This is a genomic window from Streptomyces panaciradicis (assembly GCF_023516615.1).
GTDB lineage: Bacteria > Actinomycetota > Actinomycetes > Streptomycetales > Streptomycetaceae > Streptomyces > Streptomyces panaciradicis.
The window spans coordinates 1-23,197 of the sequence record NZ_JAMGBF010000057.1 but is presented as its reverse complement, the minus strand read 5'-3'; the positions used below and the strand labels follow the sequence as shown (position 1 = coordinate 23,197).

Sequence of the window (23,197 nt, the reverse complement as noted above, 5' to 3'; positions counted from 1 at the left end):
CGCACCGGTCACCGCTCCCGCGACCGGGCGTTTCGAGGCGGTGAGCCCGATGAAGGAGACGTTGAGTCTGGGGCGGATCGCCGGCGTCCGCGTCGGCCTGAACTGGAGCGTCCTGTTCATCATCGCCCTGGTGGCCTTCACCCTCGCCGAGGGCCGCTTCCCCGACGCCCACCCCGGCCACCCGGCCTGGGCCTACTGGGCGTCGGCGCTGTCGGCGTCGGTGGTGTTCCTCGCCTCGCTGCTCGCGCACGAACTCGCCCACGCCGTCGTCGCCCGCCGCAACGGAGTGCAGGTCGACGGCATCACCTTGTGGATGCTCGGCGGCGTCGCCCGCCTGCACAGCGAGGCACCCACGCCCGCCGCGGAGCTGCGCATCGCGGGGGTGGGGCCGCTGACCAGTGCCGTGGCGGGCGGCGCGTTCCTGGGGCTGGCCGTGTGGCTGGACGCCCTGCACGCCTCGGGGCTGGTCGTCGAGGCGGTCGCGTGGCTCGCCGCGATCAACATCGTGCTCGCCGTCTTCAACGCGCTGCCGGCCGCCCCGCTGGACGGCGGACGGCTGCTGCGCGCCTTCCTGTGGCACCGCACCGGGGACCGGATGCGGGCCACACACGGCGCCGCGGCCGCCGGCCGCGCCCTCGGCTGGTTCATGATCGTGACCGGGTTCGGGGCCATGGTCCTCACCGGCGACCTGACCGGACTGTGGCCGGCGCTCATCGGCTGGTTCCTGGTGACCACCGCGACCGCCGAAGAACGCCAGACACAGCTGCGGGGAGTACTGGACGAGACCCCCGTCGGCCGCGTGATGACCCCCGACCCGATCACCGTCCCCGGCACCATGACCCTGGCGGCCTTTCTGTCCGAGGGCCCCTTCGGCCGCTACCGCCACTCCGCCTTCCCCGTCCTCGCCCCGGACGGCGCCGCCGCCGGTCTCGTCACCGTCCGCCTCATCGAGCACAGCCCGCTCCGGACCCGCTCGACCACGACGATCGGCGAGGTGATGCGCCCGCTTCCCGAGGTGGTCACGGCCGCGCCGGACGACCTGGTCGTGGACCTCCTGCCCCGGCTGCAGACGAGCCGGGACCGGCGCGCCCTCGTGCTCGACGGCGGTCGCGTCGTCGGCATCGTCACCCTCGCCGACATCACCCGGGCCCTGTCCTGGCTCACCACGACCACCCGCCACCAGGCGTGACACCTCGGGTCCGTCGGCTCGGCGACCGGCCTCAGTTCGGGGCGCCCGGCGGCACCCTCGGCAGCGGGTCCAGCCGGACCGTGCCGGGGTCGGCCAGGAAGCCGCTGATCAGGTCGGCCGCCTCGCGCTGCCCGTCGTGGCCGCCCTGCCGCAGCTCGGCGGCGAACCGGGTGAGGGCGCTGCGCAGTGCCGTGCGGACGGCGGCGTGCAGAGCGCCCTCCCGCAGGACGGTCAGCAGGTGGTTCAGCAGCGTCCAGGCGGCCGTGTACTGGACGGCGACTCCACCGGGGAGGTCCGTCGGCACCGGGTCCGTGCGCCGCCAGGTGACGGTCAGCAGCGTGTCGACGATCTCGGTGACGCCGGGGGAGGCCGGGTCGGTGGCGTGCTGCCAGGCGACCCGGTTGAGGCGGGCCAGTTCCAGGAGCTGTTCGGTGACCAGGGTGACCGCGACCCGGACGGCGTCGAGCGGGTCGAAGATCCGTCCGGCGGCGCTGTCGAGGTACTGCTCCGTGCGGCCGTAGCGGATCGCCGGCGGCGTCACGGCACTCAACGCCGCCTGTGGCAGGCCGAGTTGTTCGGCGCGCAGGAGTTGGGCCAGACCGGTCAGGGCCGTGCGCTGGGTGGCCGCGTCCACGGCCTCGGTGCCGTGGCCGTCCTCGCCGGCCAGGCCGTAGGAGTAGCGGACCCCGCCGACGAGCCGGGCCACGGCGATCACCTCGTGGCGGTGCAGGAGGTGCAGGAGTGTCAGCCGTTCCTCCAGTTCGCCGGTCTGCCGGTCGGGCGGGAGAACACCGCGCGAGAACCCCTCCAGGGCGATGCGCCGGACCCGCAGCATCGTCTCCAGGGCCTGCGGCGCGTCCCCGCCCGTCACCCAGGTGACGGCGTCCGCGTGGGCCGCCCGGGCGCCCTGTGCGTCCTCGTCGGAGACGAAGCGCAGGCCCGAACCTGCGGCCTCGGCGCGCAGTTGGGCCAGGGCCGCGTCCTCGTCGGCGAACTGCCCGTAGGCGTGGGCGACGAGGAAGTGGTCCCAGGGGCCGAGTCCGGTGCTGTACGCGTCGGACAGGTCGATGCGGTCGTCGCCGGTGACGGTGACACGGGCGTGCGGGTAGTCCATGACGGACGGCTTCGGGTGGGTCGTACTGACGAAGTTGTGCATGAACCCGAGTGCGTGGCCGATCTCGTGGGCGGCCAGCTGACGCAGTCGCGCGAGCACCAACTCCTCGACGGCCGCGAGCCGTTCGGCCTCGTCGGGATGCCCGTAGGGGGCGAGCAGGGCCTCGCCGAGGGCGCGGACCTGCTCCAGGCGCTGGGAGCCGAGGCGGACCCGGGCGTGCAGGATCTCGCCGGTGCGCGGGTCGGTCAGTCCCTGCCCGAGCGACCAGCCGCGACCCGAACGGTGCACCCACACCACGCCGTTGACGCCCACCTCGTACGGGTCGAACGTCTCGTCGCCGGCCTCGACCCGGTAGGCGTCCGGCAGTCCGATCAGCGCGAAGGCCTCCCGCCACCAGTTGCCGCCCTCGATCACCGCCGAGCGGAAGGGCTCCGGGACGGCCGGGTCGACCCGGAACACGATCGGCCCGGCTTCCGGGCCGGCCCGGAAGCGCGGCTGCATCCGCACCTGCGTGTCGCCCACGCCGACCCGGCCGTGATCGGCGTAACCGATCCCGTAGCCGCCGGAGTTGGGGTGGAAGCGGCGCACGGGCAGCGGTTCGGACGGCAGGCGGACCAGGTTGAGCTGCTGGACGACGGTGAGGGCCCGGGGGTCGGCGGCGACCGCGCGGACCGCCGTGCCGCGGCCGGGTCCGGCGAAGGTGAGAAGGGCGGGCAGCCGGGTGCCGGACGGCCCGGTGCGGCTGTCCGCGACGAGCGGCAGACTGCGGGAGTCGTCGACGGCGTACTCCCCCTGGCCCTCGTCGTACAGGTGCTGGGCGATCCGGTCGTGGTCGGCCAGGGCGAGGCCGCTGGCGTCCACGACCGCCGCGCCGTTCTCCTCGCGCAGCACCGGGCCGCTCCACACCACGGACACCGGGAACGACTCCCGCCCCGCGCGTACGGCGGCCGCGTCGCCGTACGTCTGGAAGTGCTTGTTGCGGACGACGAACAGGACCCGGTCCCCGATCCGCCGGAACTCCGCGAGCCGCGCCTTGCCCGCCCTCCCCCGGTCCAGCCACAACTCGCTGGAGCCCAGGCCCTGGGAGAGGGAGACGGTGAGCAGGAAGGGCTCGTCGAAGTGGCGGATGCCCAGCAGCAGCCGGCCGCCCGGCCGGTCCGGATCGGGCACCAGGTCGATGAAGTCGGCGGTCATACGGGACCTTTCGCGCGGACGGACCTCGGTCGTGATCCTCCCTCAGGCCCGGCACCGCCGCCATGGCGGCGCACCCCCCTCTCGTCCGCCGCTTGATCGTTGTTACCGTGCACCGGTGTCTGACTCCTCACGCGATACCGCCGAGGGCGCCGGCTGGGGCGCCGCGGAACCCGGCGAGTACAAGCGGCTGATGCCCGCCAAGGTCGAGAAGCTCTCCTGGCTCGACCCCAGGACGCTGTGGTCCGCCCGCAACGGTGTGCTGGCCTCCTGGTTCGGCGACCCCACGGGCGAGACCCGCGGCCGATGGGTGGCCCAGCGGGAAGCGGCCGGCGCCCCGGCCGACAAGGTGATCCGGCGCGCGGACCCGGACCGGTTCTCCTTCATGGTCATCGGCGACACCGGTGAGGGCGACGACCCCCAGTACGCCGTCGTGCCGGGCTTCCTGAAGGTGGGTCAGGGCACGGACTTCGCGGTCATCACCAGTGACGTCATCTATCCGGTGGGCAGCGCCGACGACTACGGCACCAAGTTCTTCCGCCCCTACCGGGACTACCCGGCGCCGATCTACGCGATACCCGGCAACCACGACTGGTACGAGGGCCTCGGCGCCTTCATGCGCGTCTTCTGCGGGGACGCCCCGCCGCTTCCCGCGCAGCCCGCGCCGCGACGGCACAGCCGGGCCTGGTGGAGGTCGCTGCTGTGGCACCGGCCGCGCCCGACGGACGGTCAGCACCTCGACGAGGCACGGCGGTTGCGGTCCGCCGTCACACAACAGGCCGTCCAGCCGGGGCCGTACTGGGCGATCGACGCCGGTCCGCTGCGGCTCATAGGCATCGACACGGGTCTGCTCGGCACCATCGACGCCGAACAGGGCGCCTGGCTGCGGGAGGTCTCCCAGGGGCCCCGCCCGAAGATCCTCCTCACCGGCTCGCCCCTGTACGTCGACGGTGAACACCACCCGTGCACGATCGAAGGGGGCGGCACGGTCGACGACATCGTCCGCGACCCCGAGCACCACTTCGTGGCGGCGATCGGCGGCGACATCCACAACTACCAGCGCTATCCGGTCCAGGTGGACGGCCGCACCATCCAGTACGTCGTCTCGGGCGGCGGCGGGGCGTTCATGCACGCCACCCACACCATCCCCCGCGTGAACATCGCGAACGTGACGGAGCGGGACTTCCGCTGCTATCCGCTGCGCGGTGACTCCCTGGCGTTCTACAGCCGGCTCTACGGGCGCCGCCTGCGCCTGCGCCGCTTCTTCACCCTCACCGAGGCCGAGGCCACGGCGGTCGTCGCCGAACGGCTGGGCATCACGCCTACGCGCACGCCCGGCGGCCCCGTCCGCGTCACCCGCCGCATCCGCCTCGTGGCGAGCCTGCTCGGCGCGGGCGGCCGCCCCGACCGCACCTCCCGCTTCCGCCTCCCGGTCCGCAAGATCTACACGCAGCTGTTCTCCCCCGGTTCGGCCACCTACAGCCCGCCCTTCTTCAAGCAGTTCCTGCGCCTGGACGTCACCCCCGACGCCGTCCGGCTGCGGTGCTTCGCGGCCACCGGCAATCTCGCCCAGGAGATCGAGCCGCCCGTCGAGGACGAGGTGACCATTCCGCTGGCCTGACCATGCGCCCCCGCGGCGGGAACACCTGCCGCCGGGACCTGGTTGGCACTGCCGTACTGCTTGATACGTCAAACACCTACGGAGCAGCCGGTGCCACCGATCCCCCGTCCCCTGCGCAAGCTCGGTTTCCTGACCATCGGCCTGTTCGACGAGGACGATCCCCGGCGGGGCCACGAATCGACCCTGGAGATCATCGAACTGGGTGAGCGGCTGGGCTTCGACAGCGCCTGGCTGCGCCACCGGCATCTGCAGTACGGCATCTCCTCCCCCGTCGCCGTCATGGCGGCGGCCTCGCAGCGCACCCGCCGCATCGAGCTCGGCACCGCGGTCATCCCGCTGGGCTGGGAGAACCCGCTGCGGCTTGCCGAGGACCTGGCGACGGTGGACATCCTGTCCGGCGGCCGGGTCAACCCGGGCGTCAGCGTGGGCCCGCCGATGCATTTCGACCAGGTCAAGGAGGCGCTGTACCCGGACACGGCCGACGTGGAGGACTTCTCCTACGAGCGGGTGCGGCGGCTGCTGGACCTGGTGCGCGGCAAGAGCGCGAGCGACTTCAGCGGCGTGCGGGGCTTCGAGGTGTTCTCCGACCGGGTGCAGCCGCATTCGCCCGGTCTGGGCAAGCGCCTGTGGTACGGCGGCGGCAGCCTGAGCTCGGCGCGCTGGGCGGGCGAGCACGGGATGAACTTCCTGACCAGCAGCGTCGTCAAGGCCGAGGCGGCGGACGGGCCGTTCGACTTCGCGGAGATCCAGCTGTCCCACATCCGCGCCTTCCGCGCCCATCACCCCGACGGCGAGCACGCCCGGGTCTCCCAGGGCCTGGTGGTCATCCCCACCGACTCCGCCTCGCCCGAACAGCGAGCCAGATACGAGGAGTACGCCGCCGGACGCACCCCTCGTACGACGTCACCGCAGGGTCCGGCGCGGCTGCTGTTCGCGCCGGACATCGTCGGCACCTCGCAGGAGATCGCCGAGCGGCTGCACGCGCACGCCGCGTTCCGCGAGGTGGACGAGGTGGCGTTCGCCCTGCCGTTCACCTTCGCGCACGAGGACTATGTGCAGATCCTGACCGACATGGCGACGCGGCTCGGCCCGGCACTGGGGTGGCGGCCCTCCGGCTGAGCTCACCACTTCCCGGGTGCGGTGCCGACCACGGGCCGCGACGGCGAGCCGTCCACGCCGACCGGCACGTCGCCCGTGAGCATGACCCGGTGCATGATCCGCGGGAAGCCGAGGTGGGCGTTGTCACCGGGCGCCAGATGGATGGTCGCCCGGTTGTCCCAGAAGGCGACGCTGCCCGGCTCCCAGCGGAACCGCACGGTGTACTCCGGCCGCACCGCCTGCTCCAGCAGCATCTCCAGCAGGGCCCGGCTCTCCGGCCGGGAGACGTCGACGATCTGCTCGACGTAGTAGCCGTTGACGTACAGCACCCGCTCCCCCGTCTCCGGGTGCACGCGCACCAGCGGGTGGACGGAAGCGACCTGGTGGTCCAGCAGGTGCCGCAGGTACGCGTCGTCGCCGGGCCGGGGCTGGTAACCCACCCCGAGCCGGTGCTCGGCGCGCAGTCCGTCGACGAACTCCCGCACCGGCGCGGACAGTCCGGCGTACGCGGCCGCCAGATTGGCCCAGGTCGTGTCGCCGCCGTAGGGCGGTACGGTCTCGGCGCGCAGGATCGTCGCGGCGGGTGGGTCGATCCGGGCACCGTGGTCACAGTGCCAGCCGCGCAGCAGGGTGTGGCGCCGGCGCTGCAGCCACTCGTCGTGCTCCATCCCGAACCGTCCGCCCAGTTCCAGCCGGTCCGCGGTGGTCTCCACCTCGGGGACGTCCGGTGGTGAGGCGCTGCCCCGCTTGCGCAGGACGACGGGTTCACCGAAGCGGCGCGCGAAGGCCACGTGCCGGGCGTGGTCGAGCCGTTGCCCGCGGAAGAACACCACCTTCCAGCGCAGCACGGCCGCCCGGATCGCGGCGACCACCGCGTCGTCGAGGTCGCCGGCCAGGTCGACACCGGTGATCTCGGCTCCGATGTGTCCGGCGACCGGTTGTACCTCGACGCCCGCGGCCCGGCCCGCCTCCACCTCCGCGTCCCACTCCGTCGTCATAGCCACTCCGTCATTCGTGCGCATCGGCTCCCCCACGCCCCTCATCCCCACCCGTGCGTTTGATCAAGCCCCGTTCCGTGCGTGACGCTGGAGGTCCGGCACAGTCGAGGGAAGGGTCCCCCCGTGGTCAGCATCCCGACGCACACGCTCAACGACGGCACGCGGCTTCCCGCGGTCGGCCTGGGCACCTGGCCGATGAGCGACGCCGAGGCGGAACGCGCCGTCGCCGAGGCGCTGGGCCTGGGCCACCGCCTGGTCGACACGGCCACGAACTACCGCAACGAGTCCGGCGTGGGTCTCGGCATCGCCCGCGGCGGCGTGCCCCGCGAGGAGATCGTGGTCACCACGAAGCTCCCGGGCCGCGACCACGGCTACGAGGAGACCCTCGCCTCCTTCGAGGCCTCCCGCCGCCGGCTCGGCCTGGAGTATGTGGACCTGTATCTGATCCACTGGCCGCTTCCCCGGGTCGACCGGTACGTCGACGCGTGGCGGGCGATGATCAAGCTCCGCGAGGACGGCCTGGTCCGCTCCATCGGCGTCTCCAACTTCACGCCGGGGCACATCGAGCGGCTGGAGAAGGAGACCGGCGTCCTGCCGTCCGTCAACCAGATCGAGCTGCACCCGCTCTTCCCGCAGGAGGAGCTGCGCGCCTTCCACACCGCCCGGGGCATCCTCACCGAGAGCTGGAGCCCGCTCGGCCGCGGCAGCGACCTGCTCGACGACCCGGCGCTCGTCTCGATCGCCGAGGACCTCGGCGTGAGCCCCGGCCAGGTCGTGCTGCGCTGGCACGTCCAGCTCGGCGCGGTGCCCATCCCGAAGTCGTCGGACCCGGGGCGGCAGCGCGCGAACCTCGACGTGTTCGGCTTCGAACTGGACGCGGGGCAGATGCGGGCCGTCGCCGACCGGGCCCACCGCCGCCTGGGCGGCGACCCCGAGGTGCACGAGGAGTTCTGAGGCGCCCGCGGGGTACTCGCGGGCCCGCGAGGCAGGACGCAGGGAAGGAGCCGGAAGTGGGTGACCGTGACCGGCTGCGGGAGTACCGCGGCAAACGCGATGTCCGGCGGAGCGGGGAGCCGGAGGGACGGTCCGCGTCCGCGGACGGCGAACCCCGTTTCGTCGTGCAGATCCACGACGCCTCCACGCTGCACTTCGACTTCCGGCTCCAGGTGGGCGACGTGCTGAAGTCGTGGTCCGTCCCGAAGGGCCCCTCCGACGACCCCCACGACAAGCGGCTGGCCCTGCCCACGGAGGACCATCCGCTGCGGTACGAGGAGTTCGAGGGCGTCATCCCGGAGGGCGAGTACGGCGGCGGCACCGTGATCGTCTGGGACCACGGCACCTACCAGCCGCTCAGCCACGACCGCCGAGGGCGCCCGGTCGGCTTCGAGGAGTCGCTGGAGCACGGACACGCCCGGTTCCGGCTGAAGGGCGCCAAACTCCACGGCGAGTACGCGCTCACCCGGTTCCGCGGCGGCAAGGAGGAGGGCGAGGACGGCAGGGAGTCCTGGCTGCTGGTGAAGGCCGGCGGCGAACGGGGCCACGGGCACGGGACGCCCGATCCGCGGCGGGCCCGCTCGGTGACCAGCGGCCGTACGCTCGCGCAGGTCGCCGCGGACGACGACGGACGGAAGTGAACGGCCGTGCCGGGGCGGTTCGACTCGCTCTCCGAGGAACAGCGCGGACTGCTGCGCACGGCGCGCCCGGGGACGGACATCGCCGCACGGCCCATGCCGGCCACGCCGAGCGGCCGGCGGGACTTCTCCGAACCGCACCGAGTGGACACGGAACGGCATCCTGCGCCCTCCGCGCTTCCTGGGCCTCAGGGACGACAAGAGGCCTGCCGACGTCGTGCGCGAGCGGCCCGCGGCGGCCTGAGCGAAGGGGACGACGTCATGTGCGAGCGGCCCGCGGCCTGAGCGAACCGGCCGACGAGGTGGCCGGATTGACGTGTTCCGGCCCCAACAGCCCTGCCAGACCTCTATGTTCACGGCGGTACTCGATCTTCGCCCCTCGTCCGGAAGGCCGTTCAAGTATGCGCACCGCACTCCGCAGCGCCGTCGTCAGTGTGATCGTCACCGGTTCGGTCCTGACCTGCGGCACCGCCGGGGCCACGCCGCCCGGTCCGGGGGTGACCGCGAAGCTGATCAGCACGACCACCGTCGGGGACACCGACTACGTGCTGCGCGAGATCACCGTCCCGCCGGGCCAGAGCACCGGCTGGCACTACCACGACGGCGTGGTCTACGGCTTCGTCCGCCAGGGCACGCTGAACCACTACCACGCCGACTGCGCCCGCGACGGCGTCTACCCGAAGGGCACCACGGTCCGCGAGCCGGGCGGCCCCGGGGACGTCCACCTGGGCCGCAACGAGGGCGACACCCCGCTGGTCCTCGACGTGCTGTACGTGCTGCCGCACGGCGCGCCGTACTCGGAGGACGTCCCGAACCCGGGTTGCTCCTTCCAGTGACGACACCGGCGGCGAAACGGAGGACCGGCAGGGCCCTCCGTTTCCGTGCGGTCACTTCTGTCGTGCGGCCCGCAGGGCCTCGAGGGCCCGGTCTGCGTGGGTGTTCATGCGCAGCTCGCTGCGGACGACCTCGAGGATGGTGCGGTCCTGCCCGATGACGAAGGTGACCCGCTTGGTCGGCGCCAGGGAGAAGCCCCGCTTGACGCCGAACCGCTCCCGGATCGTGCCGTCGGCGTCGGACAGCAGCGGCATGCCGAGGGTGTGCCGGTCGGCGAACTCCTGCTGCCGTTCGACGGTGTCACCGCTGATACCGACCGGCCGGGCGCCGGCCTCGGCGAACTCGGCGGCCAGGTCGCGGAAGTGGCAGGCCTCCGCGGTGCAGCCCGCGGTGAGGGCGCCGGGGTAGAAGAAGAGCACGACCGGTCCGTCGGCGAGCAGTTCGGACAGCGTGCGAACGGTGCCCGTCTCGTCGGGCAGTTCGAAGTCGTCGACCTTGTCGCCGACGTTCACTGACTGGCTCATGCGGCGCTCTCCCCGTTCTTCGCGACACTGCGGGCCCACAGGACGAGGGGCAGCTGCAGCGGCAGCCGCCCCAGAGCGGCGGCCTTCTGCGGCGCGGGCCGGTCCGCCCAGTCGACAGCCATCTTGACGTTGGCGGGGAAGACGCCGACGAAGAACGCGGCGGCGGCGAGGGCCGCGGTCTTCCTGGTACGGGGCAGCGCGATGCCCGCCGCGAGCGCGAGTTCCGCGGCACCGCTGACGTACGTCCAGGTTCTCGGCGCACCCGGCAGGGAGCGCGGCACGATCGCGTCGAACTGGCGGGGAACGGCGAAGTGGGCGGTGCCCGCGGCGGCAAGCAGACCGGCGAGCAGCAGGGGCGAGCGTTCGGACCGTGGCACGGTTCCTCCTCTGATGACCTGCCGGGCGATGTTACCGCAGGGTAGAGAGGGCTCGTGATCGGCCTCCCCACAAGGCGGCCGGGATTGCCGGCCGCGTCAGGGCCGGTTCGCCACGGGCGCCAGCCACAGGCCGACGAGCGCGTCGGCGAGACCGGTCGCGGCGTCGTCCCAGGTGGCCCGCGGGGTGGGCCGGTTCTCGGCGAGCGCGCGCTCGCGTTCGGCGGGCATCTGCACGATGAGATGCCGGGCCATCTCGCCCCGCTCGGCGCGGACCTCGGGCGGCAGGTCGGGCAGACAGGCGGTGAGTCCGTCGATGATCTGCCGAAGCGACGGGGAGGTGAGGGACTCCTCGACGACGATCTGGTGCAGTACGGGATCGGTCATGATCTGCGCGCAGAAGCGGGCGTACCAGGTGGGGCCGCCCAAGGCCGCGAGGTGCTGCGGGACGGGGCGCACCAGACAGTCCACCCAGTCGCGCACGTCCGGTGAGTCGCCGATGCCGGCCAGCAGCCGGGCGCGGATCTCCTCGATCTGCGTCGCGTGTTTGCGGACGATGGCGCGCACCAGGTCGGCCTTGGTGCCGAAGTGGTAGCCGACGGCGGTGTTGTTGCCCTGTCCGGCGGCCTCGCTGACCTGACGGTTGGAGACGGCGTTGACGCCGCGCTCGGCGAACAGCCGCTCGGCGGCGGTCAGGATCAGCTCCCTGGTCGCGCTGACCTGTTCCGCCCGTGCCGTCCTGGCCGCCATGCTCACCACCGCACCGGGACTTCGTTCAGCCCGCGCCGGCCAGTCCCTCGAACCGCCGCGGGTCCGCCGCGCGTGCGGCGGGTTCCAGCGAAGGGAAGCCTACGCAATCGCCTGTTCAGGACGGCTTACGGCTCCCCGCCGGACCGAGCGGCCCGTCGCCGCGCGCCTTCAGACCCGTCCGGCCAGGGCCCAGCGGACGCCGGGCGCCCCGAACCCGTAAGCCAAGTCAATCACCTGCCTTAAAAGCGGATCGGGTTTCCGGCTTCTCTCCCTGCCCATGGAGGCTTCTTCATGTCCGACGTCCTTTCCAGCCCGGCGGGCCCGGGCGGACCGGCCGCACCGCGGTCCAGCGCCGTGGTGGCCGTGCTGGCCTTCGCCGGCATCGTCGTATCGCTGATGCAGACGCTGGTCATCCCGATCGTCCCGGAGCTGCCGAAACTGCTGGACGCCCCCGCCGCGGACACGGCCTGGGCGGTGACCGCCACGCTGCTGGCCGCCGCGGTGGCGACACCCGTCGTGGGCCGCCTCGGCGACATGTTCGGCAAGCGGCGCATGCTGCTGGTCAGCGTGGTGCTGCTGGTGGCGGGCTCGGTGGTCTGCGCACTCAGCGAGTCGCTGGCCCCGATGATCGTCGGACGGGCGGTGCAGGGACTTGCGGCGGCGGTCGTGCCGCTGGGCATCAGCATCATGCGCGACGAGCTGCCCACCGAGCGGCTGGCCGGGGCCACGGCCCTGATGAGCGCCTCCCTCGGCGTCGGCGGCGCTCTGGGCCTGCCGACGGCGGCACTGATCGCGGACCACTTCGACTGGCACGTACTGTTCTGGGCCTCGGCCGGCATGGGCGCTGTGGCCCTGGCGCTGGTCCTGCTCTTCGTGCCCGAGTCCCAGGTGCGCTCCGGCGGCCGCTTCGACGCCGTCGGCGGCGTCGGCATGGCGGTGGGACTCGTGTCCCTGCTGCTGGCGATATCCAAGGGCGCCGACTGGGGCTGGACCGACGGCACCACCCTCGGCCTGTTCGCCCTGGCGGTCGTGGTGCTGCTCGCGTGGGGCTTGTTCGAACTGCGTACGGCCGAACCCCTGGTGGACCTGCGTACCACCGCCCGCCGTCAGGTCCTGGTGACCAACCTCGCCTCGATCGCGATCGGCTTCTCGATGTTCGCGATGTCCCTGGTCCTGCCCCAACTGCTGCAGCTGCCCGCGCAGACGGGCTACGGCCTGGGCAAGTCGCTCCTGACCGCCGGCCTGGTGATGGCGCCGTCCGGTCTGGTGATGATGGCGTTCGCTCCGGTGTCCGCGGCCGTCTCCAAGGCGAAGGGACCGAAGGTGACGCTGATGATCGGCGCGCTGATCGTGGCCTGCGGGTACGGCCTGAACATCGTGCTGATGCCCGAGGTGTGGCACCTGGTGCTGGTGTCGTGCGTCATCGGCGCCGGCATCGGCTTCACCTACGGCGCCATGCCGGCCCTGATCATGGGCGCCGTGGACCCGTCGGAGACCGCGGCCGCCAACAGCCTCAACACGCTGATGCGGTCGATCGGCACCTCCGTGGCCAGCGCGCTCGCCGGTGTCGTCCTGTCCCACCTCACGATCGACCTCGGCGGCTACGCACTGCCGTCGCAGAACGGCTTCAAGGTCGTCATGGCCCTCGGCGCCGGAGCCGCGCTGCTGGCCTTCGCCGTGGCGTGGTTCATCCCGAACCGCCGACCCGCCGTCGCGGACGCGCCGGTACCCGCCGCCCAGCCGTCGGCCGACACCTCCAAGGTGGGCTGACCCACCTGCCACTGATGGCCGCGGACCGACGGCCCGCGGCCATCAGCCATGCCCTCGCCCGCGCCCGGCAGCACCCGAGAAGCCTTGCCGCCCCACGGAACTTCGGCGTCCGTGCACCGCGGGCGCGCTATGGAGGCCGGACGGCGAACCGCGCCCCCCTCCCCGTCGTGGCCCGCCGGTCAGCCAGCGGACAGCTTGTCCAGCCACTGGCCCAGGAGGGCCGATTCGGCCGGGGTGAAGGACGGGGACTGCGCGGCACGCAGCCGGGCCGCCAGTGTGGCCGCGGCGACCGGCACCCCCGCGTCGTCCCCGTCGCCCGCGGGGCCGGCCGACGCGTCGGAGGGCGGGCGGGTGACCGAGTCGAGCACGGCGTCGCGCAGCCGCTCGGCGAAGGCCGGGTCCGGATACTGCTCCGGTCTGGTGAGCAGGGACAGGGCCGCTCCGACATTGGCGGACATGATCATCTGCGTCGCCAGGGCGGGCGGGACGGTGAGCCGGCCGGCGGCGGCGCAGCGTTCGAGAATGCCATGCAGCAGGGCGTGCGCCTCCTGCGCCGCGGCGGGCGGGACCGTCAGTTCGGGTGAGTACATCAGCCGGTAGTGATTGGGGTGCTCCAGCGCGAAGCGCATGTGGTTGTCCCAGCCGCTGCGCAGGTCGGCGACCGGATCGTCGCTGGGCCGCGCCGTTCGCTTGGAGGCGAGGTACGCCTCGAAGCCGCGGTCGACGACGGCGGCCAGCAGCCCGGCCTTGTCCCCGAACAGCCGGTAGAGCATCGGCGCGCCCACGCCCGCCGCCTCGCACACCGCCCGTGTGGAGACGTCGGCGACCGACGCCTCGGCCAGCAGCTCGGTGGCCGCTTCCAGGATCTTCTCCCGCGCATCCATGGGACCACCGTACGCCACACGTAGCGGCGATACGAAATTTCCTGTACCAACGCTACGAAGCCGTGTTATCGTCGATACGAAGAAGTCGTAGCATCGATAACAAGGGACGGCGTCATGACCACTCAGACCCAGCAGGACCGGCGCGTGGCGATCGTGACCGGCGGATCACGCGGTATCGGGCGGCAGGTCGCCCGGCGGCTCGCCGCCGACGGGTTCGCGGTCGTCGTCGGGTACGCGGGCAACAAGGACGCCGCTGACGAGGTCGTCCAGGCGGTCGAGGCGGCGGGCGGCACGGCGTACGCCGCCCGCGCGGACGTCGGCAACGAGGCCGAGGTCGCCGCCCTGTTCGATCTGGCGGAGGCCACCTACGGCGGTGTCGACGCGGTCGTGCACGCGGCCGGACGGATGCCCCTGTCCCCCGTCTCCGAGCTCGATCTGGACGAGCTGGACGCCCTGTACCGCACCAACATCCGCGGCACGTTCGTGGTCGACCAGCAGGCCGCGCGCCGGCTCCGCCCGGGCGGAGCGCTCGTCAACTTCTCCAGCTCCGTCGTCGGACTCGCGTTCCCCGGCTACGGCGCCTACGCCGCGAGCAAGGGCGCGGTCGAGGCGCTCACGCTGATCCTCGCCCGGGAGATGCGGGGCCGTGACGTCACGGTCAACGCCGTGGCACCCGGCCCGACGGCGACCGACCTCTTCCTCGACGGCAAGGACGAGGAGACCGTCGCCCGGCTGGCCGCACAGCCGCCGCTGGAACGCCTCGGGACGCCGGAGGACATAGCCGGCGTCGTGTCCTTCCTCGTGGGCCGCGAGGGCCGCTGGATCAACGGGCAGGTGCTGCGGGCCAACGGCGGCATCATCTGACGGCAGCGCCGTTCAGGGGAAACCGGTGGGCCGGGCGCGTGACGGCGGGCGGCAGCGTCGACAACTCACCCGTGACCCTCCCCCTGATCCCGCCCATGCTCGCCACGCCGGGCACACTGCCGCCCGCGTCACAGGACGCCCGCTGGGCCTACGAGACCAAGCAGGACGGCCAGCGGGTCGTGGCCTACCTCGAAGGGAACGGCCGTGTGCGGCTGCGCGCCCGGTCGGGCGAGGAGATCACCGGCGCGTATCCGGAGCTTCGGGAGCTCGGCACGGCGCTGGGGGCCACGGCCGCGGTGCTGGACGGGGAGGTGCTGGCGCTGGACGAACACGGCCGTGCCGACTTCCAGTTGCTGCAGTCCCGGATGGGCCTCGCACACGCGCCCGCGCGGGCGGCACGTCAGGCCGCCAAGGTCCCCGCTCACCTGGTGCTCTTCGACGTGATGCACCTGGCCGGCGAGAACCTCACCGCTCTGCACTACGTCCGCCGCCGGGGGCTTCTGGAGGAGCTGGGGCTCGACGGGCCCTTCTGGTCCACGCCCGCCGCCCTCGTCGGGCACGGCCGGCAGGCGCTGAGCGCCACCCGCGAGCACGGCATGGAGGGCCTGGTCTGCAAGCGGCTGGACTCGGTGTACGAACCCGGGGTGCGCTCCCGGGCCTGGATCAAGATCCGCAACATGCGCAGCGAGGACGTCGTCGTGGGCGGCTGGCTGGCGGGCAAGGGGCGGCTGTCGGGACTGCCCGGTGCGGTCCTGGTGGGACAGCGGGCGGCGGGGCGGCTGCGCTACGTCGGCGGGGTGGGCACCGGCTGGAGCGAGGCCGAGCGCGTCCGGCTCGCCGGACTGCTGCGGGATGCCGGAACCACCGTGTGCCCCTTCGATCCCGTCCCCTCGGTGCCCGGCGCCCACTGGGTGGTGCCCCGGCTGGTCGGCGAGGTCCGCTACAGCACCCGGACCCGCGCCGGCATGCTGCGCCAGCCCTCCTGGCTGCGGCTGCGCCCGGACCTGACCCCCGAGGAGGCGGCGGCCGACTTCCCGGCCGACCTGCTCTGACCCTGTTCGGTGAGCCGGCCGCGACGGCGTGCGCGTGCGGGCGGTGAACCGCGTCCAACTACCGTCCGCGTCAACCGGGTTCAGCACCTCGGGCGTCGACCGGGTGGGACTGCGCAGGTGGCGGCTTCGCGCCAGGGCGACGACGGCAGCCGGTGGCCGATCCGGGCGGCTCCGCCGTCGGACCCACGCCTGTGTGATGCGCGCCCGAATAGGCCGGTACTGTCCGGACGCGCCCTTCGGGGGGTCTATCGTGTCCGCATGTCCGTCCCCGAAATGATCCGTATCGTCTCCCGCGACTCGCCCATGGCGCTCGCCCAAGTGGAGCGTGTCCGCGCCGAGTTGGCGGCCCTGCACCCCGGTGTGCGCACCGAGGTCGTGCCGGTGAAGACGACCGGCGACAAGTGGATGGGCGTGCTGTCCCAGGTGGAGGGCAAGGGGGCGTTCACCAAGGAGGTGGATGCCGCGCTGCTGGCCGGCGAGGCCGATCTGGCGGTGCACTGCGTCAAGGACATTCCGGCCGACCGGCCGCTGCCGGCGGGCACGACGTTCGCCGCGTTCCTCAAGCGCGACGACGTCCGCGACGCCCTCGTCCATCCGGGCGGTCTGACGCTGGACGAGCTGCCGGAGGGCACGCGCATCGGCACCTCCGCGGTGCGCCGCGTCGCCCAGCTCGCCGCCAGCCATCCGCACCTGGAGTGCGTGCCGTTCCGCGGCAACGCCAACCGGCGGCTGGCGAAGCTGGAGGCCGGCGAGGCGGACGCGCTGCTGCTCGCGGTGTCCGGCCTCGAACGCATCGGACGCCAGGACGTGATCACGGACGTTCTCTCCGTGGAGACGATGATGCCGCCGATCGGCGCGGGCATCCTGGCCCTGCAGTGCCGGCAGGACGACACCGATCTCATCGACGCGGTCAGTGGACTCGGGGACCCGGACACGCACCGGGAGGCGACGGCGGAGCGCATGTTCCTGCACGTGCTGCAGGGGCACTGCAACAGCCCCATCGCCGGATACGCCCGCGTGGAACACGGCGGCGAACTGTCCCTGCGGGCCTGCGTGTTCACGCCCGACGGCAAGACGCGCCTGAACGCGCACGAATGGGCGGGCCGACTCGATCCGGCCACGCTCGGCACGTCGGTGGCCGTGGCACTGCTGCGTCAGGGTGCCCGCGAGATCATCGACGGCATCCCGCACTGAGGCGGACGCGGATCAGGCGGTGCCTTCCTCCGCCTGTTCGCGCAGGAAGGTGCTGACCTGATGGGCCAGGACGTCCCGCGCGGAGACGGCGTGGGCGCCCACCGTCTCCTCGTGCAGTCCGATGCCGCCGGCCCACAGCCGGCGGTCGGCCCACTCCTCGTCGACGCGCAGCTGGATCTGCACGTCGACCTGGCTCAACGAGGCCTCCGGGCCGGCCGCGAACAGCACGGCGGTGGCCCGGCGCAGCGGGTAGACGTCGAAGCCCTCGATGAACTGCGAGTTCCGCCAGTCGATGAACGCGGCCTCGCCGTCCGGGCCGGTCCGCACGTCGATCTGACCGTCCTCGAGGTGGATGGTCGAGGGTCGCTCGCCGCGGTTCTCGACGGTCACGCGGACGCAGAAGTAGGTGAGGCCGGCGGCCGCGTCGTCCCGGCCGCGCGGCGGCTCGGCGGCTTCCAGGCGGTGGACGCGGACACGCAGACCGGCATGCTCGTCGTACTCCTGCCAGTCCCCGACCACGTTCGGCTCGTACACAATCCACCTCTTCGACCTCAGAGAGCTGCTTCCTATCTGTGTGCTCAGCGCACTGTCAAATGAGCAGAATGCGCTGTGGCCAGCGAATTCATCCCCTTTGATCACTGATCAAGCCGTGCGCAGGAACAATCGGCGAAATGCGCCACGCGCCCCTGTGAAGGGGCGTGCCGCACATCACGTTCCGAACGGCGTGATCAGCGGGCGAGTCGACCGAGCAGTGAGGAGGCGGCGGTGATGCCCAGCGCGGCGGACACGAGGAGCACCGCGAGGTCGAGGGCGACGTGCGCCTGGGTGCCGAGGAGAAGGCCGCGCAGGGCGTCCACTTGGTAGCTCAGCGGGTTGAACGTGCTGATCGCCTGGAGCCAGCCGGGCATGACGGACACCGGGTACAGGGCGTTGGAGCCGAAGAACAGCGGCATGGTGATGGCCTGTCCGATGCCCATGAGCCGGTCGCGGCTGAGGACGACGCCGGCGATGGTCATGGACAGGCAGGAGAAGAAGGCGGACGCGAGGACGACGATGGCCGCCACACCGAGGAGTTTGAGCGGGTTCCAGGTCAGCGCCACGCCGAGCAGGGCGGCGATGACGATGACGACGACGGCCTGGATCAGCGACTTCACTCCCGCGGCGAAGGCCTTGCCGGTGATCAGCGCCGAGCGTGGAGTGGGCGTCACCAGGAGCTTGTTGAGGATGCCGGCGTCGCGCTCCCAGATGATCTGGATGCCGTAGAAGATGGCGATGAACATCGCGGACTGGGCGATGATGCCGGGCGCGAGGTAGTCGACGTAGGGGATGCCGCCGGTCGGGATCGCCTTGATCCGGGTGAAGGTCTGGCCGAAGATCAGCAGCCACAGGGCCGGCTGCACGGCGCGGGTGTAGAGCTCGGTGCGGTCGTGGCGCAGTTTCTGCAGTTCGACGGTGCACATCGCGGCCACGCGGGCGGGCAGCAGACGCCAGCCGGCGCGGGGCTCGGGCGGGCGCAACAGCAGGTCGATGCCGTCGGCGCGGTCAGCCGACGCGGTGGGCGGTGCGGCGGGTGCTTCGGACATCCCGAAAATCTCCTGACGTGTCGTCGAGGCCGCTGCCGGCGACGTCGCGGAAGACGTCCTCCAGGGTGGGCAGGGTCTCGGTCCCCCGGCGTTCGGCGAGACCCTGGCGCAGTTCGGCCGGGGTGCCGAGGGCCCGGATGCGGCCGCGGTGCATCAGGCCGACGCGGTCGCAGTACTGGTCGGCCTCGTCCATGTAGTGGGTGGTCACCAGCACGGTCATGCCGGTGGCGTCCCGTACGGCGTTGATGTGCTCCCACACGCCGGTGCGGGCGATGGGGTCGAGGCCGATGGTCGGCTCGTCGAGGATCAGCAGCCGGGGCGCGCTGACCAGGGCCTGGGCGAGTTCGAGGCGGCGGATCATGCCGCCGGAGTAGGTGCCGGCGAGCCGGTCGGCGGCGTCGGTGAGGTCGACGGCGGCCAGGGCCTGCGCGACCCGCTCGCCGCGTTCACGGCGGGAGACGTCGAAGACGCGGGCGAACAGGGCGACGTTCTCGCGTCCGGTGAGCCCGGCGTCGGCGGAGAGCTGCTGGGGCACGTAGCCGAGCAGGCGGCGTACGGCCATGCGCTCCTTGGCGGCGTCGTGGCCGAAGACCCGGACCATGCCGGCGGGGACCGGAAGCAGGGTGGTGATGCAGCGGATCGCGGTGGTCTTGCCCGCCCCGTTGGGGCCGAGCAGTCCGAACACCTCGCCCTTCGCCACCGACAGGTCGAGGCCGTCGACCGCGCGGGTCTCGCCGAACGCGTAGGCGAGTCCGGTGCAGCTGACGGCGTCGGCCGATGGGGTGGCCGCGCCGCCTGCGGCGTCCGCGCCCGTCTGGGGTGCGCCCGCGTCGTTCGTCATGACTCCTCCGCCTCCTCGTGCAGGTTCTCGGCGAGCTTGCGCAGCGCGGGGACGGCGGCACGCAGCGCCTCCCGGTCCACCTCGTCCAGTCCGGACAGTCCGTCACGGACGAGTTCTCCGCGCCGCTTGCGCCATTCGGCGATCCGCGCCTCGGCGGTGGGGGTCGGCAGGAGCCGGGCGGCCCGCCGGTCGGCGGGGTCGGTCTCGCGTACCAGGTAGCCCTGCCGGGACAGCTGGTTGACCAGCGTGGACACCGAATTGCCCGCCAGGCGGAGGTCCTTGGCGGCGTACGAGATGCCGATGCCGGGCCGGGAGACGACCAGGCGCAGCAGTTCGACCTCCGCGCCACGCAGCAGCGGGGCGATCTGCCGGCGCAGCCGGCGTCTGAGGAGCCGCTGGACTCCGACGAGGGCGTCGACCAGTTCGTCCGGGAAGGTTTCCGATTCCACGTTCCCACTTTTACCTCTGTAGCAGAGGTAATGAACCCAAGGGACGGTCAAACCCGAGGACGACCGCGCCACGCCGCACCCCACATGGCCGTAAATGCCCTTTTTGTTTTGGATGTGCCCGCTCCGGGCATCTGCACTGAGTGCTTCGGACAGGAGGCACGTCCGTGGGAGCCGGCCGGGCCCCGGATGTCTTCGCTGGTCCGCCTCCGTTCCTCCCATGGTGTCTGTCCACCCGGCACCGCCCGAGGGAGGTGCGCGCGATGCGCGTCACCACCGGTAGAAACAAGCCCCACCCGCACGACGACGCCCCCGACACGGCCGCGTCCTTCCGGCGGCTGGCAGAGCTCCCCGACGGCCCCGAGCGCAAGGCGCTGCGGGACGAGCTGGTCCGGGTCTGGCTGCCCATGGCCGAGCGGATCGCCGTCCGCTTCAAGGGGCGCGGCGAGACCCTCGAGGACCTCTACCAGGTCGCGGCCCTCGGTCTGGTCAAGGCCGTCGACCACTACGACCCGGCCCGCGGGCACGCCTTCGAGGCGTACGCGGTGCCGACCGTCACCGGCGAGATCAAGCGGCACTTCCGCGACCACATGTGGACGCTGCATGTGCCCCGCCGGGTCCAGGACCTGCGCAACCGGGTCCGGCAGGCCGCGAAGGAGCTGTCCCAGACCGTCTCGGGCCGGCCGCCGACCGTCGCCGAGATCGCCCTGCACACGCGACTGAGCCAGGACGAGGTGCGCATGGGCATGGAGGCCCTGGAGTGTTTCACCGCCCTCTCCCTCGACGCCGAGATGCCCGGCACCGACGGGTACGCCCTCACGGACGCGATCGGCGGCCCCGATCCGGCGTACGACGTCGTCGTCGACCGCGTGGCGGCCGCGCCCTGTCTGCAGGCACTGCCCGAGCGTGAGCGCACCATCCTCTATCTGCGGTACTTCCGCGGGATGACGCAGAGCCACATCGCCCAGCAGCTCGGCATCTCGCAGATGCACGTCTCCCGGCTGCTCAGCGGATGCTTCGCCCAGTTGCGGGAGGAACTCCAGGCCCAGGCCGGCTGAGCGCCGTGCCCGGCGGCCCCGCGCGGGCCGAAGCGGTCACTCCTCCGGTGACTCCCCCGGGATCTGCGTGGGGCCGAAGCGGTCCAGCGCGTCTTCCAGCGCCGCCCGTATCTCCTCGGGCATGACCCCGCTGCGGCCCCAGATGAGGATGAGCTCCGCCACGTTCCGCAGCTTGATGTTCGTGTGCTGGGAGACCTCTTTCAGCACCTGCCAGCCCTCGTCGGGTCCCACGCGGCCGAGTGCGACGACCATGCCGATCGCCTGGTCGACGACGGCGTGCGAGGCGACCGCCTCCTTGAGCTGCTGCACTTCCTCCTGCAGTTCGAAGATCCGGTCCGAGCCCCCGTTCGTGGGCATCGCCACCTCCCAGGCGCCTGTTCACAACGCTGTCGGTCACCTCCATCGTCGCCACTCCCCGAGGCCCGCGCCACCGGGCCCGTCGGCCGTTTCGCAGCCCTGTCGGGGGTACTCGGCAGGCGCACGGGGCGGTTCCGGCCGGACACTGGTGGCAGACCGGTGCCGGCCGGTCGACGAGACCAGGACGCGACTGCCATGAACGACGACACGACACGCCCCGCCACCAGTGAGGTGGTCTCCTCGCACTCCGTGTTCGGAGCACCCTGCTGGGTGAGCCTGACCAGCCGTGATCTCGACGTCACCGAGGACTTCTACCGGGCCGTGCTGGGCTGGCGGCTGCGCCCGGCCAAGCTCGGCGACCGCTTCCGGATCGCCATGGTGGGTGACACCCCGGTGGCGGGAATCGGAGCCGTTGCCTCCATGTGGCAGATGGCCGTGGCATGGACCCCCTACTTCGCCGTGCCGAGCGCCGACGAGGCCGCGGCCCGCGCCCAGGAGCGCGGGGGCACGGCGGCCGTCGGACCGCTCTCCTTCCCGCCCGGCCGGGCGGCGCTGCTCGCCGACCGGGACGGCGCGACCTTCGGGGTCTGGGAGGGCGAGCTGTTCTCCGACTGGGAGAAGTGGCGCGCGGCCGCCCCCGCCTTCATCCGGCTGCACACCCGCGACGCCTTCGACGCCGCCATCTTCTACGGCGAGGTCCTGGACTGGGCGACCGAGCGCTCCGGCTGCTGCGAGGTCCGCTACGAGGGCGGCGAGGTGGTGCTGCGCAGCCAGGGCGAGATCGTGGCCCGCATCGAGTCGGGTGCGCTGGGGGCGGCCCCCGACCCCACCATTCGGCCGCACTGGCAGATCCACTTCGCGGTCGAGGACGTGACGGCCTGTGTGCGGGCCGCCGAGCGGCACGGCGGCAGCGTCCTGTCCAAGGGCGGCGACGAGGCCGTGCTGCGCGACACGGACGGCGCGCAGTTCACGGTGACCTCGCGCAAGGAGCGCTGAGCCTCAGCGGGCGGTGCGCGAGGGCCGGGTCAGCAGAACCAGGCTGCGCGCCTCGACGGTCGTCTGCGCGCCCGCCTTGTGCTCGGCCTCGTCCGGGGGCCCCTGCGGGATCGCGGTGTCGAGGAGTGTCGCCCAGCGTTCGCCGTAGGAGACGTCCGGCAGCACGAACTCCACCGGTTCCCAGTAGCTGTTGAACAGCAGCAGGAAGGAGTCGTCGACGACCGGGCGGCCGCACGGGTCGGGTTCGACGATGGCGTCGCCGTTGAGGAACACCGTGACGGAGTGCGCGTCGCCGCGCCGCCAGTCCTCCTCCGTCATCTCCCGCGCGTCCGGCGCCAGCCACACCAGGTCCGGCAGCGGCTGGCCGGCGTGGGTCTCGGTCTCCCCGCGGAAGAAGCGCCGGCGGCGCAGCACCGGGTGGGCGGCGCGCAGCCCGATCACGTACCGGGTGAAGTCGACGAGGTCGCGTTGTTCGCCGGTCAGCCGCCAGTCGATCCAGGAGACCTCGTTGTCCTGGCAGTAGGCGTTGTTGTTGCCGTGCTGGGTGCGGCCGAGTTCGTCGCCGTGGCAGAGCATCGGGATGCCCTGCGAGAGCAACAGCGTGGCGAGGAAGTTGCGCTGCTGGCGGGCGCGCAGTTCCAGCACGCCGGGCATGTCCGTCTCGCCCTCGGCGCCGCAGTTCCAGGACCGGTTGTCGCTCTCGCCGTCCCGGTTGCCCTCGCCGTTGGCCTCGTTGTGCTTGTCGTTGTACGACACCAGGTCACGCAGGGTGAACCCGTCGTGCGCGGTGACGAAGTTGACGCTGGCGCGCGGGCGGCGCCGATTGTG

The 23,197-nt window shown here is 72.3% G+C and carries 23 protein-coding genes and 1 pseudogene; 12 read left to right on the top strand and 12 right to left on the bottom strand.

The genetic code is table 11. From position 1 onward, the window contains the following. Nucleotides 1-49: 49 nt before the first annotated feature. Entirely contained in the window at nucleotides 50-1,189 is a 1,140-nt protein-coding gene (locus M8J74_RS20405) for a site-2 protease family protein (RefSeq protein WP_249837802.1), read from the top strand. A gap of 31 nt (nucleotides 1,190-1,220) precedes the next feature. On the opposite strand, the gene M8J74_RS20400 is transcribed toward M8J74_RS20405, so the two are convergent. Then, complete coding sequence (locus M8J74_RS20400) at nucleotides 1,221-3,497, bottom strand: zinc-dependent metalloprotease (RefSeq protein WP_249837801.1); 2,277 nt, start codon at nucleotides 3,495-3,497, stop codon at nucleotides 1,221-1,223. A 115-nt stretch (nucleotides 3,498-3,612) separates the two neighbouring features. Between M8J74_RS20400 and M8J74_RS20395 the strand changes: the two genes are divergently transcribed. After that, nucleotides 3,613-5,115 (top strand): metallophosphoesterase family protein, encoded by a 1,503-nt coding sequence (locus M8J74_RS20395; protein WP_249837800.1) that lies wholly within the window; start codon nucleotides 3,613-3,615, stop codon nucleotides 5,113-5,115. A 90-nt stretch (nucleotides 5,116-5,205) separates the two neighbouring features. Continuing rightward, the gene (locus M8J74_RS20390) at nucleotides 5,206-6,234 is read left to right on the top strand and encodes an LLM class flavin-dependent oxidoreductase (protein ID WP_249837799.1); all 1,029 of its coding nucleotides are present in this window, start codon (nucleotides 5,206-5,208) and stop codon (nucleotides 6,232-6,234) included. Nucleotides 6,235-6,236: 2 nt separating this feature from the next. Here the strand turns inward: M8J74_RS20390 and M8J74_RS20385 are convergent, their stop codons facing one another. After that, entirely contained in the window at nucleotides 6,237-7,211 is a 975-nt protein-coding gene (locus M8J74_RS20385; protein ID WP_249837798.1) for a TauD/TfdA dioxygenase family protein, read from the bottom strand. Nucleotides 7,212-7,334: 123 nt separating this feature from the next. Here M8J74_RS20385 and M8J74_RS20380 point away from each other — a divergent pair, with 123 nt between their 5' ends. From M8J74_RS20380 to M8J74_RS20370, 3 genes are all read left to right on the top strand, one after another. Then, on the top strand, nucleotides 7,335-8,165 hold the full coding sequence (locus tag M8J74_RS20380) for an aldo/keto reductase (protein ID WP_249837797.1): 831 nt from the start codon (nucleotides 7,335-7,337) through the stop codon (nucleotides 8,163-8,165). A gap of 56 nt (nucleotides 8,166-8,221) precedes the next feature. Next, the gene (locus M8J74_RS20375) at nucleotides 8,222-8,845 is read left to right on the top strand and encodes a DNA polymerase ligase N-terminal domain-containing protein (RefSeq protein ID WP_249837796.1); all 624 of its coding nucleotides are present in this window, start codon (nucleotides 8,222-8,224) and stop codon (nucleotides 8,843-8,845) included. 398 nt (nucleotides 8,846-9,243) lie between these two features. After that, nucleotides 9,244-9,678 carry a cupin domain-containing protein gene (locus M8J74_RS20370; protein ID WP_249837795.1) on the top strand — a complete coding sequence of 145 codons (435 nt, stop codon included), beginning with the start codon at nucleotides 9,244-9,246 and terminating at the stop codon, nucleotides 9,676-9,678. 51 nt (nucleotides 9,679-9,729) lie between these two features. Here M8J74_RS20370 and M8J74_RS20365 read toward each other — a convergent pair whose 3' ends face one another. From M8J74_RS20365 to M8J74_RS20355, 3 genes are all read right to left on the bottom strand, one after another. Next, on the bottom strand, nucleotides 9,730-10,200 hold the full coding sequence (locus M8J74_RS20365; RefSeq protein ID WP_283948367.1) for a peroxiredoxin: 471 nt from the start codon (nucleotides 10,198-10,200) through the stop codon (nucleotides 9,730-9,732). After that, nucleotides 10,197-10,577: a DoxX family protein gene (locus tag M8J74_RS20360; RefSeq protein WP_058927367.1), complete on the bottom strand. Its 381-nt coding sequence runs from the start codon at nucleotides 10,575-10,577 to the stop codon at nucleotides 10,197-10,199. The genes M8J74_RS20365 and M8J74_RS20360 overlap by 4 nt, the downstream gene beginning before the upstream one ends. Before the next feature lie 96 nt (nucleotides 10,578-10,673). Beyond that, nucleotides 10,674-11,324, bottom strand: coding sequence for a TetR/AcrR family transcriptional regulator (locus M8J74_RS20355; protein ID WP_249837794.1), 651 nt, complete (start codon nucleotides 11,322-11,324; stop codon nucleotides 10,674-10,676). A 291-nt stretch (nucleotides 11,325-11,615) separates the two neighbouring features. Between M8J74_RS20355 and M8J74_RS20350 the strand changes: the two genes are divergently transcribed. Further along, entirely contained in the window at nucleotides 11,616-13,094 is a 1,479-nt protein-coding gene (locus tag M8J74_RS20350; RefSeq protein WP_249837793.1) for an MFS transporter, read from the top strand. 179 nt (nucleotides 13,095-13,273) lie between these two features. Here M8J74_RS20350 and M8J74_RS20345 read toward each other — a convergent pair whose 3' ends face one another. Next, a complete protein-coding gene (locus tag M8J74_RS20345) occupies nucleotides 13,274-13,978 on the bottom strand; it encodes a TetR/AcrR family transcriptional regulator (RefSeq protein ID WP_249837792.1) in 705 nt (234 codons plus the stop codon). Between the two features lie 114 nt (nucleotides 13,979-14,092). Here M8J74_RS20345 and M8J74_RS20340 point away from each other — a divergent pair, with 114 nt between their 5' ends. The 3 genes from M8J74_RS20340 to hemC all read left to right on the top strand — a co-directional run bounded on the left by M8J74_RS20340 (nucleotide 14,093) and on the right by hemC (nucleotide 17,088). Continuing rightward, entirely contained in the window at nucleotides 14,093-14,842 is a 750-nt protein-coding gene (locus M8J74_RS20340) for an SDR family oxidoreductase (protein ID WP_249837791.1), read from the top strand. Nucleotides 14,843-14,913: 71 nt separating this feature from the next. Then, nucleotides 14,914-15,894: an ATP-dependent DNA ligase gene (locus M8J74_RS20335; RefSeq protein ID WP_249837790.1), complete on the top strand. Its 981-nt coding sequence runs from the start codon at nucleotides 14,914-14,916 to the stop codon at nucleotides 15,892-15,894. Nucleotides 15,895-16,152: 258 nt separating this feature from the next. Continuing rightward, on the top strand, nucleotides 16,153-17,088 hold the full coding sequence (gene hemC, locus M8J74_RS20330) for a hydroxymethylbilane synthase (protein ID WP_058927362.1): 936 nt from the start codon (nucleotides 16,153-16,155) through the stop codon (nucleotides 17,086-17,088). A gap of 12 nt (nucleotides 17,089-17,100) precedes the next feature. On the opposite strand, the gene M8J74_RS20325 is transcribed toward hemC, so the two are convergent. The 4 genes from M8J74_RS20325 to M8J74_RS20310 all read right to left on the bottom strand — a co-directional run bounded on the left by M8J74_RS20325 (nucleotide 17,101) and on the right by M8J74_RS20310 (nucleotide 19,961). Beyond that, nucleotides 17,101-17,622, bottom strand: a complete 522-nt coding sequence (locus M8J74_RS20325) for a hypothetical protein (protein ID WP_058927361.1) — start codon at nucleotides 17,620-17,622, stop codon at nucleotides 17,101-17,103. 194 nt (nucleotides 17,623-17,816) lie between these two features. Then, nucleotides 17,817-18,671, bottom strand: a complete 855-nt coding sequence (locus tag M8J74_RS20320) for an ABC transporter permease (protein WP_249837789.1) — start codon at nucleotides 18,669-18,671, stop codon at nucleotides 17,817-17,819. After that, complete coding sequence (locus tag M8J74_RS20315; RefSeq protein ID WP_249837788.1) at nucleotides 18,631-19,512, bottom strand: ABC transporter ATP-binding protein; 882 nt, start codon at nucleotides 19,510-19,512, stop codon at nucleotides 18,631-18,633. Before M8J74_RS20315 ends, M8J74_RS20320 begins: the two co-directional genes overlap by 41 nt. Continuing rightward, on the bottom strand, nucleotides 19,509-19,961 hold the full coding sequence (locus tag M8J74_RS20310) for a MarR family winged helix-turn-helix transcriptional regulator (RefSeq protein ID WP_249837787.1): 453 nt from the start codon (nucleotides 19,959-19,961) through the stop codon (nucleotides 19,509-19,511). The genes M8J74_RS20315 and M8J74_RS20310 overlap by 4 nt, the downstream gene beginning before the upstream one ends. 260 nt (nucleotides 19,962-20,221) lie before the next feature. Between M8J74_RS20310 and M8J74_RS20305 the strand changes: the two genes are divergently transcribed. Further along, nucleotides 20,222-21,016, top strand: coding sequence for a SigB/SigF/SigG family RNA polymerase sigma factor (locus tag M8J74_RS20305; protein WP_249837786.1), 795 nt, complete (start codon nucleotides 20,222-20,224; stop codon nucleotides 21,014-21,016). Between the two features lie 36 nt (nucleotides 21,017-21,052). Here the strand turns inward: M8J74_RS20305 and M8J74_RS20300 are convergent, their stop codons facing one another. After that, complete coding sequence (locus M8J74_RS20300; RefSeq protein ID WP_249837785.1) at nucleotides 21,053-21,373, bottom strand: ANTAR domain-containing protein; 321 nt, start codon at nucleotides 21,371-21,373, stop codon at nucleotides 21,053-21,055. Between the two features lie 195 nt (nucleotides 21,374-21,568). Here M8J74_RS20300 and M8J74_RS20295 point away from each other — a divergent pair, with 195 nt between their 5' ends. Then, on the top strand, nucleotides 21,569-22,369 hold the full coding sequence (locus M8J74_RS20295; protein WP_249837784.1) for a VOC family protein: 801 nt from the start codon (nucleotides 21,569-21,571) through the stop codon (nucleotides 22,367-22,369). 3 nt (nucleotides 22,370-22,372) lie between these two features. On the opposite strand, the pseudogene M8J74_RS20290 reads toward M8J74_RS20295, so the two are convergent. Next, a pseudogene (locus M8J74_RS20290) lies at nucleotides 22,373-23,197 on the bottom strand (glycogen debranching enzyme); the annotation flags it as partial.

Bases quoted from the DNA above. Each gene is read 5' to 3' on its own strand.
- M8J74_RS20350 (WP_249837793.1), top strand. From the start codon at position 11,616: ATGTCCGACGTCCTTTCCAGCCCGGCGGGCCCGGGCGGACCGGCCGCA.
- M8J74_RS20365 (WP_283948367.1), bottom strand. From the start codon at position 10,200: ATGAGCCAGTCAGTGAACGTCGGCGACAAGGTCGACGACTTCGAACTG.
- M8J74_RS20370 (WP_249837795.1), top strand. From the start codon at position 9,244: ATGCGCACCGCACTCCGCAGCGCCGTCGTCAGTGTGATCGTCACCGGT.
- M8J74_RS20295 (WP_249837784.1), top strand. From the start codon at position 21,569: ATGAACGACGACACGACACGCCCCGCCACCAGTGAGGTGGTCTCCTCG.
- M8J74_RS20315 (WP_249837788.1), bottom strand. From the start codon at position 19,512: ATGACGAACGACGCGGGCGCACCCCAGACGGGCGCGGACGCCGCAGGC.
- M8J74_RS20345 (WP_249837792.1), bottom strand. From the start codon at position 13,978: ATGGATGCGCGGGAGAAGATCCTGGAAGCGGCCACCGAGCTGCTGGCC.
- M8J74_RS20300 (WP_249837785.1), bottom strand. From the start codon at position 21,373: ATGCCCACGAACGGGGGCTCGGACCGGATCTTCGAACTGCAGGAGGAA.
- hemC (WP_058927362.1), top strand. From the start codon at position 16,153: ATGTCCGTCCCCGAAATGATCCGTATCGTCTCCCGCGACTCGCCCATG.
- M8J74_RS20305 (WP_249837786.1), top strand. From the start codon at position 20,222: ATGCGCGTCACCACCGGTAGAAACAAGCCCCACCCGCACGACGACGCC.
- M8J74_RS20405 (WP_249837802.1), top strand. From the start codon at position 50: ATGAAGGAGACGTTGAGTCTGGGGCGGATCGCCGGCGTCCGCGTCGGC.
- M8J74_RS20385 (WP_249837798.1), bottom strand. From the start codon at position 7,211: ATGACGACGGAGTGGGACGCGGAGGTGGAGGCGGGCCGGGCCGCGGGC.
- M8J74_RS20355 (WP_249837794.1), bottom strand. From the start codon at position 11,324: ATGGCGGCCAGGACGGCACGGGCGGAACAGGTCAGCGCGACCAGGGAG.
- M8J74_RS20400 (WP_249837801.1), bottom strand. From the start codon at position 3,497: ATGACCGCCGACTTCATCGACCTGGTGCCCGATCCGGACCGGCCGGGC.
- M8J74_RS20340 (WP_249837791.1), top strand. From the start codon at position 14,093: ATGACCACTCAGACCCAGCAGGACCGGCGCGTGGCGATCGTGACCGGC.
- M8J74_RS20320 (WP_249837789.1), bottom strand. From the start codon at position 18,671: ATGTCCGAAGCACCCGCCGCACCGCCCACCGCGTCGGCTGACCGCGCC.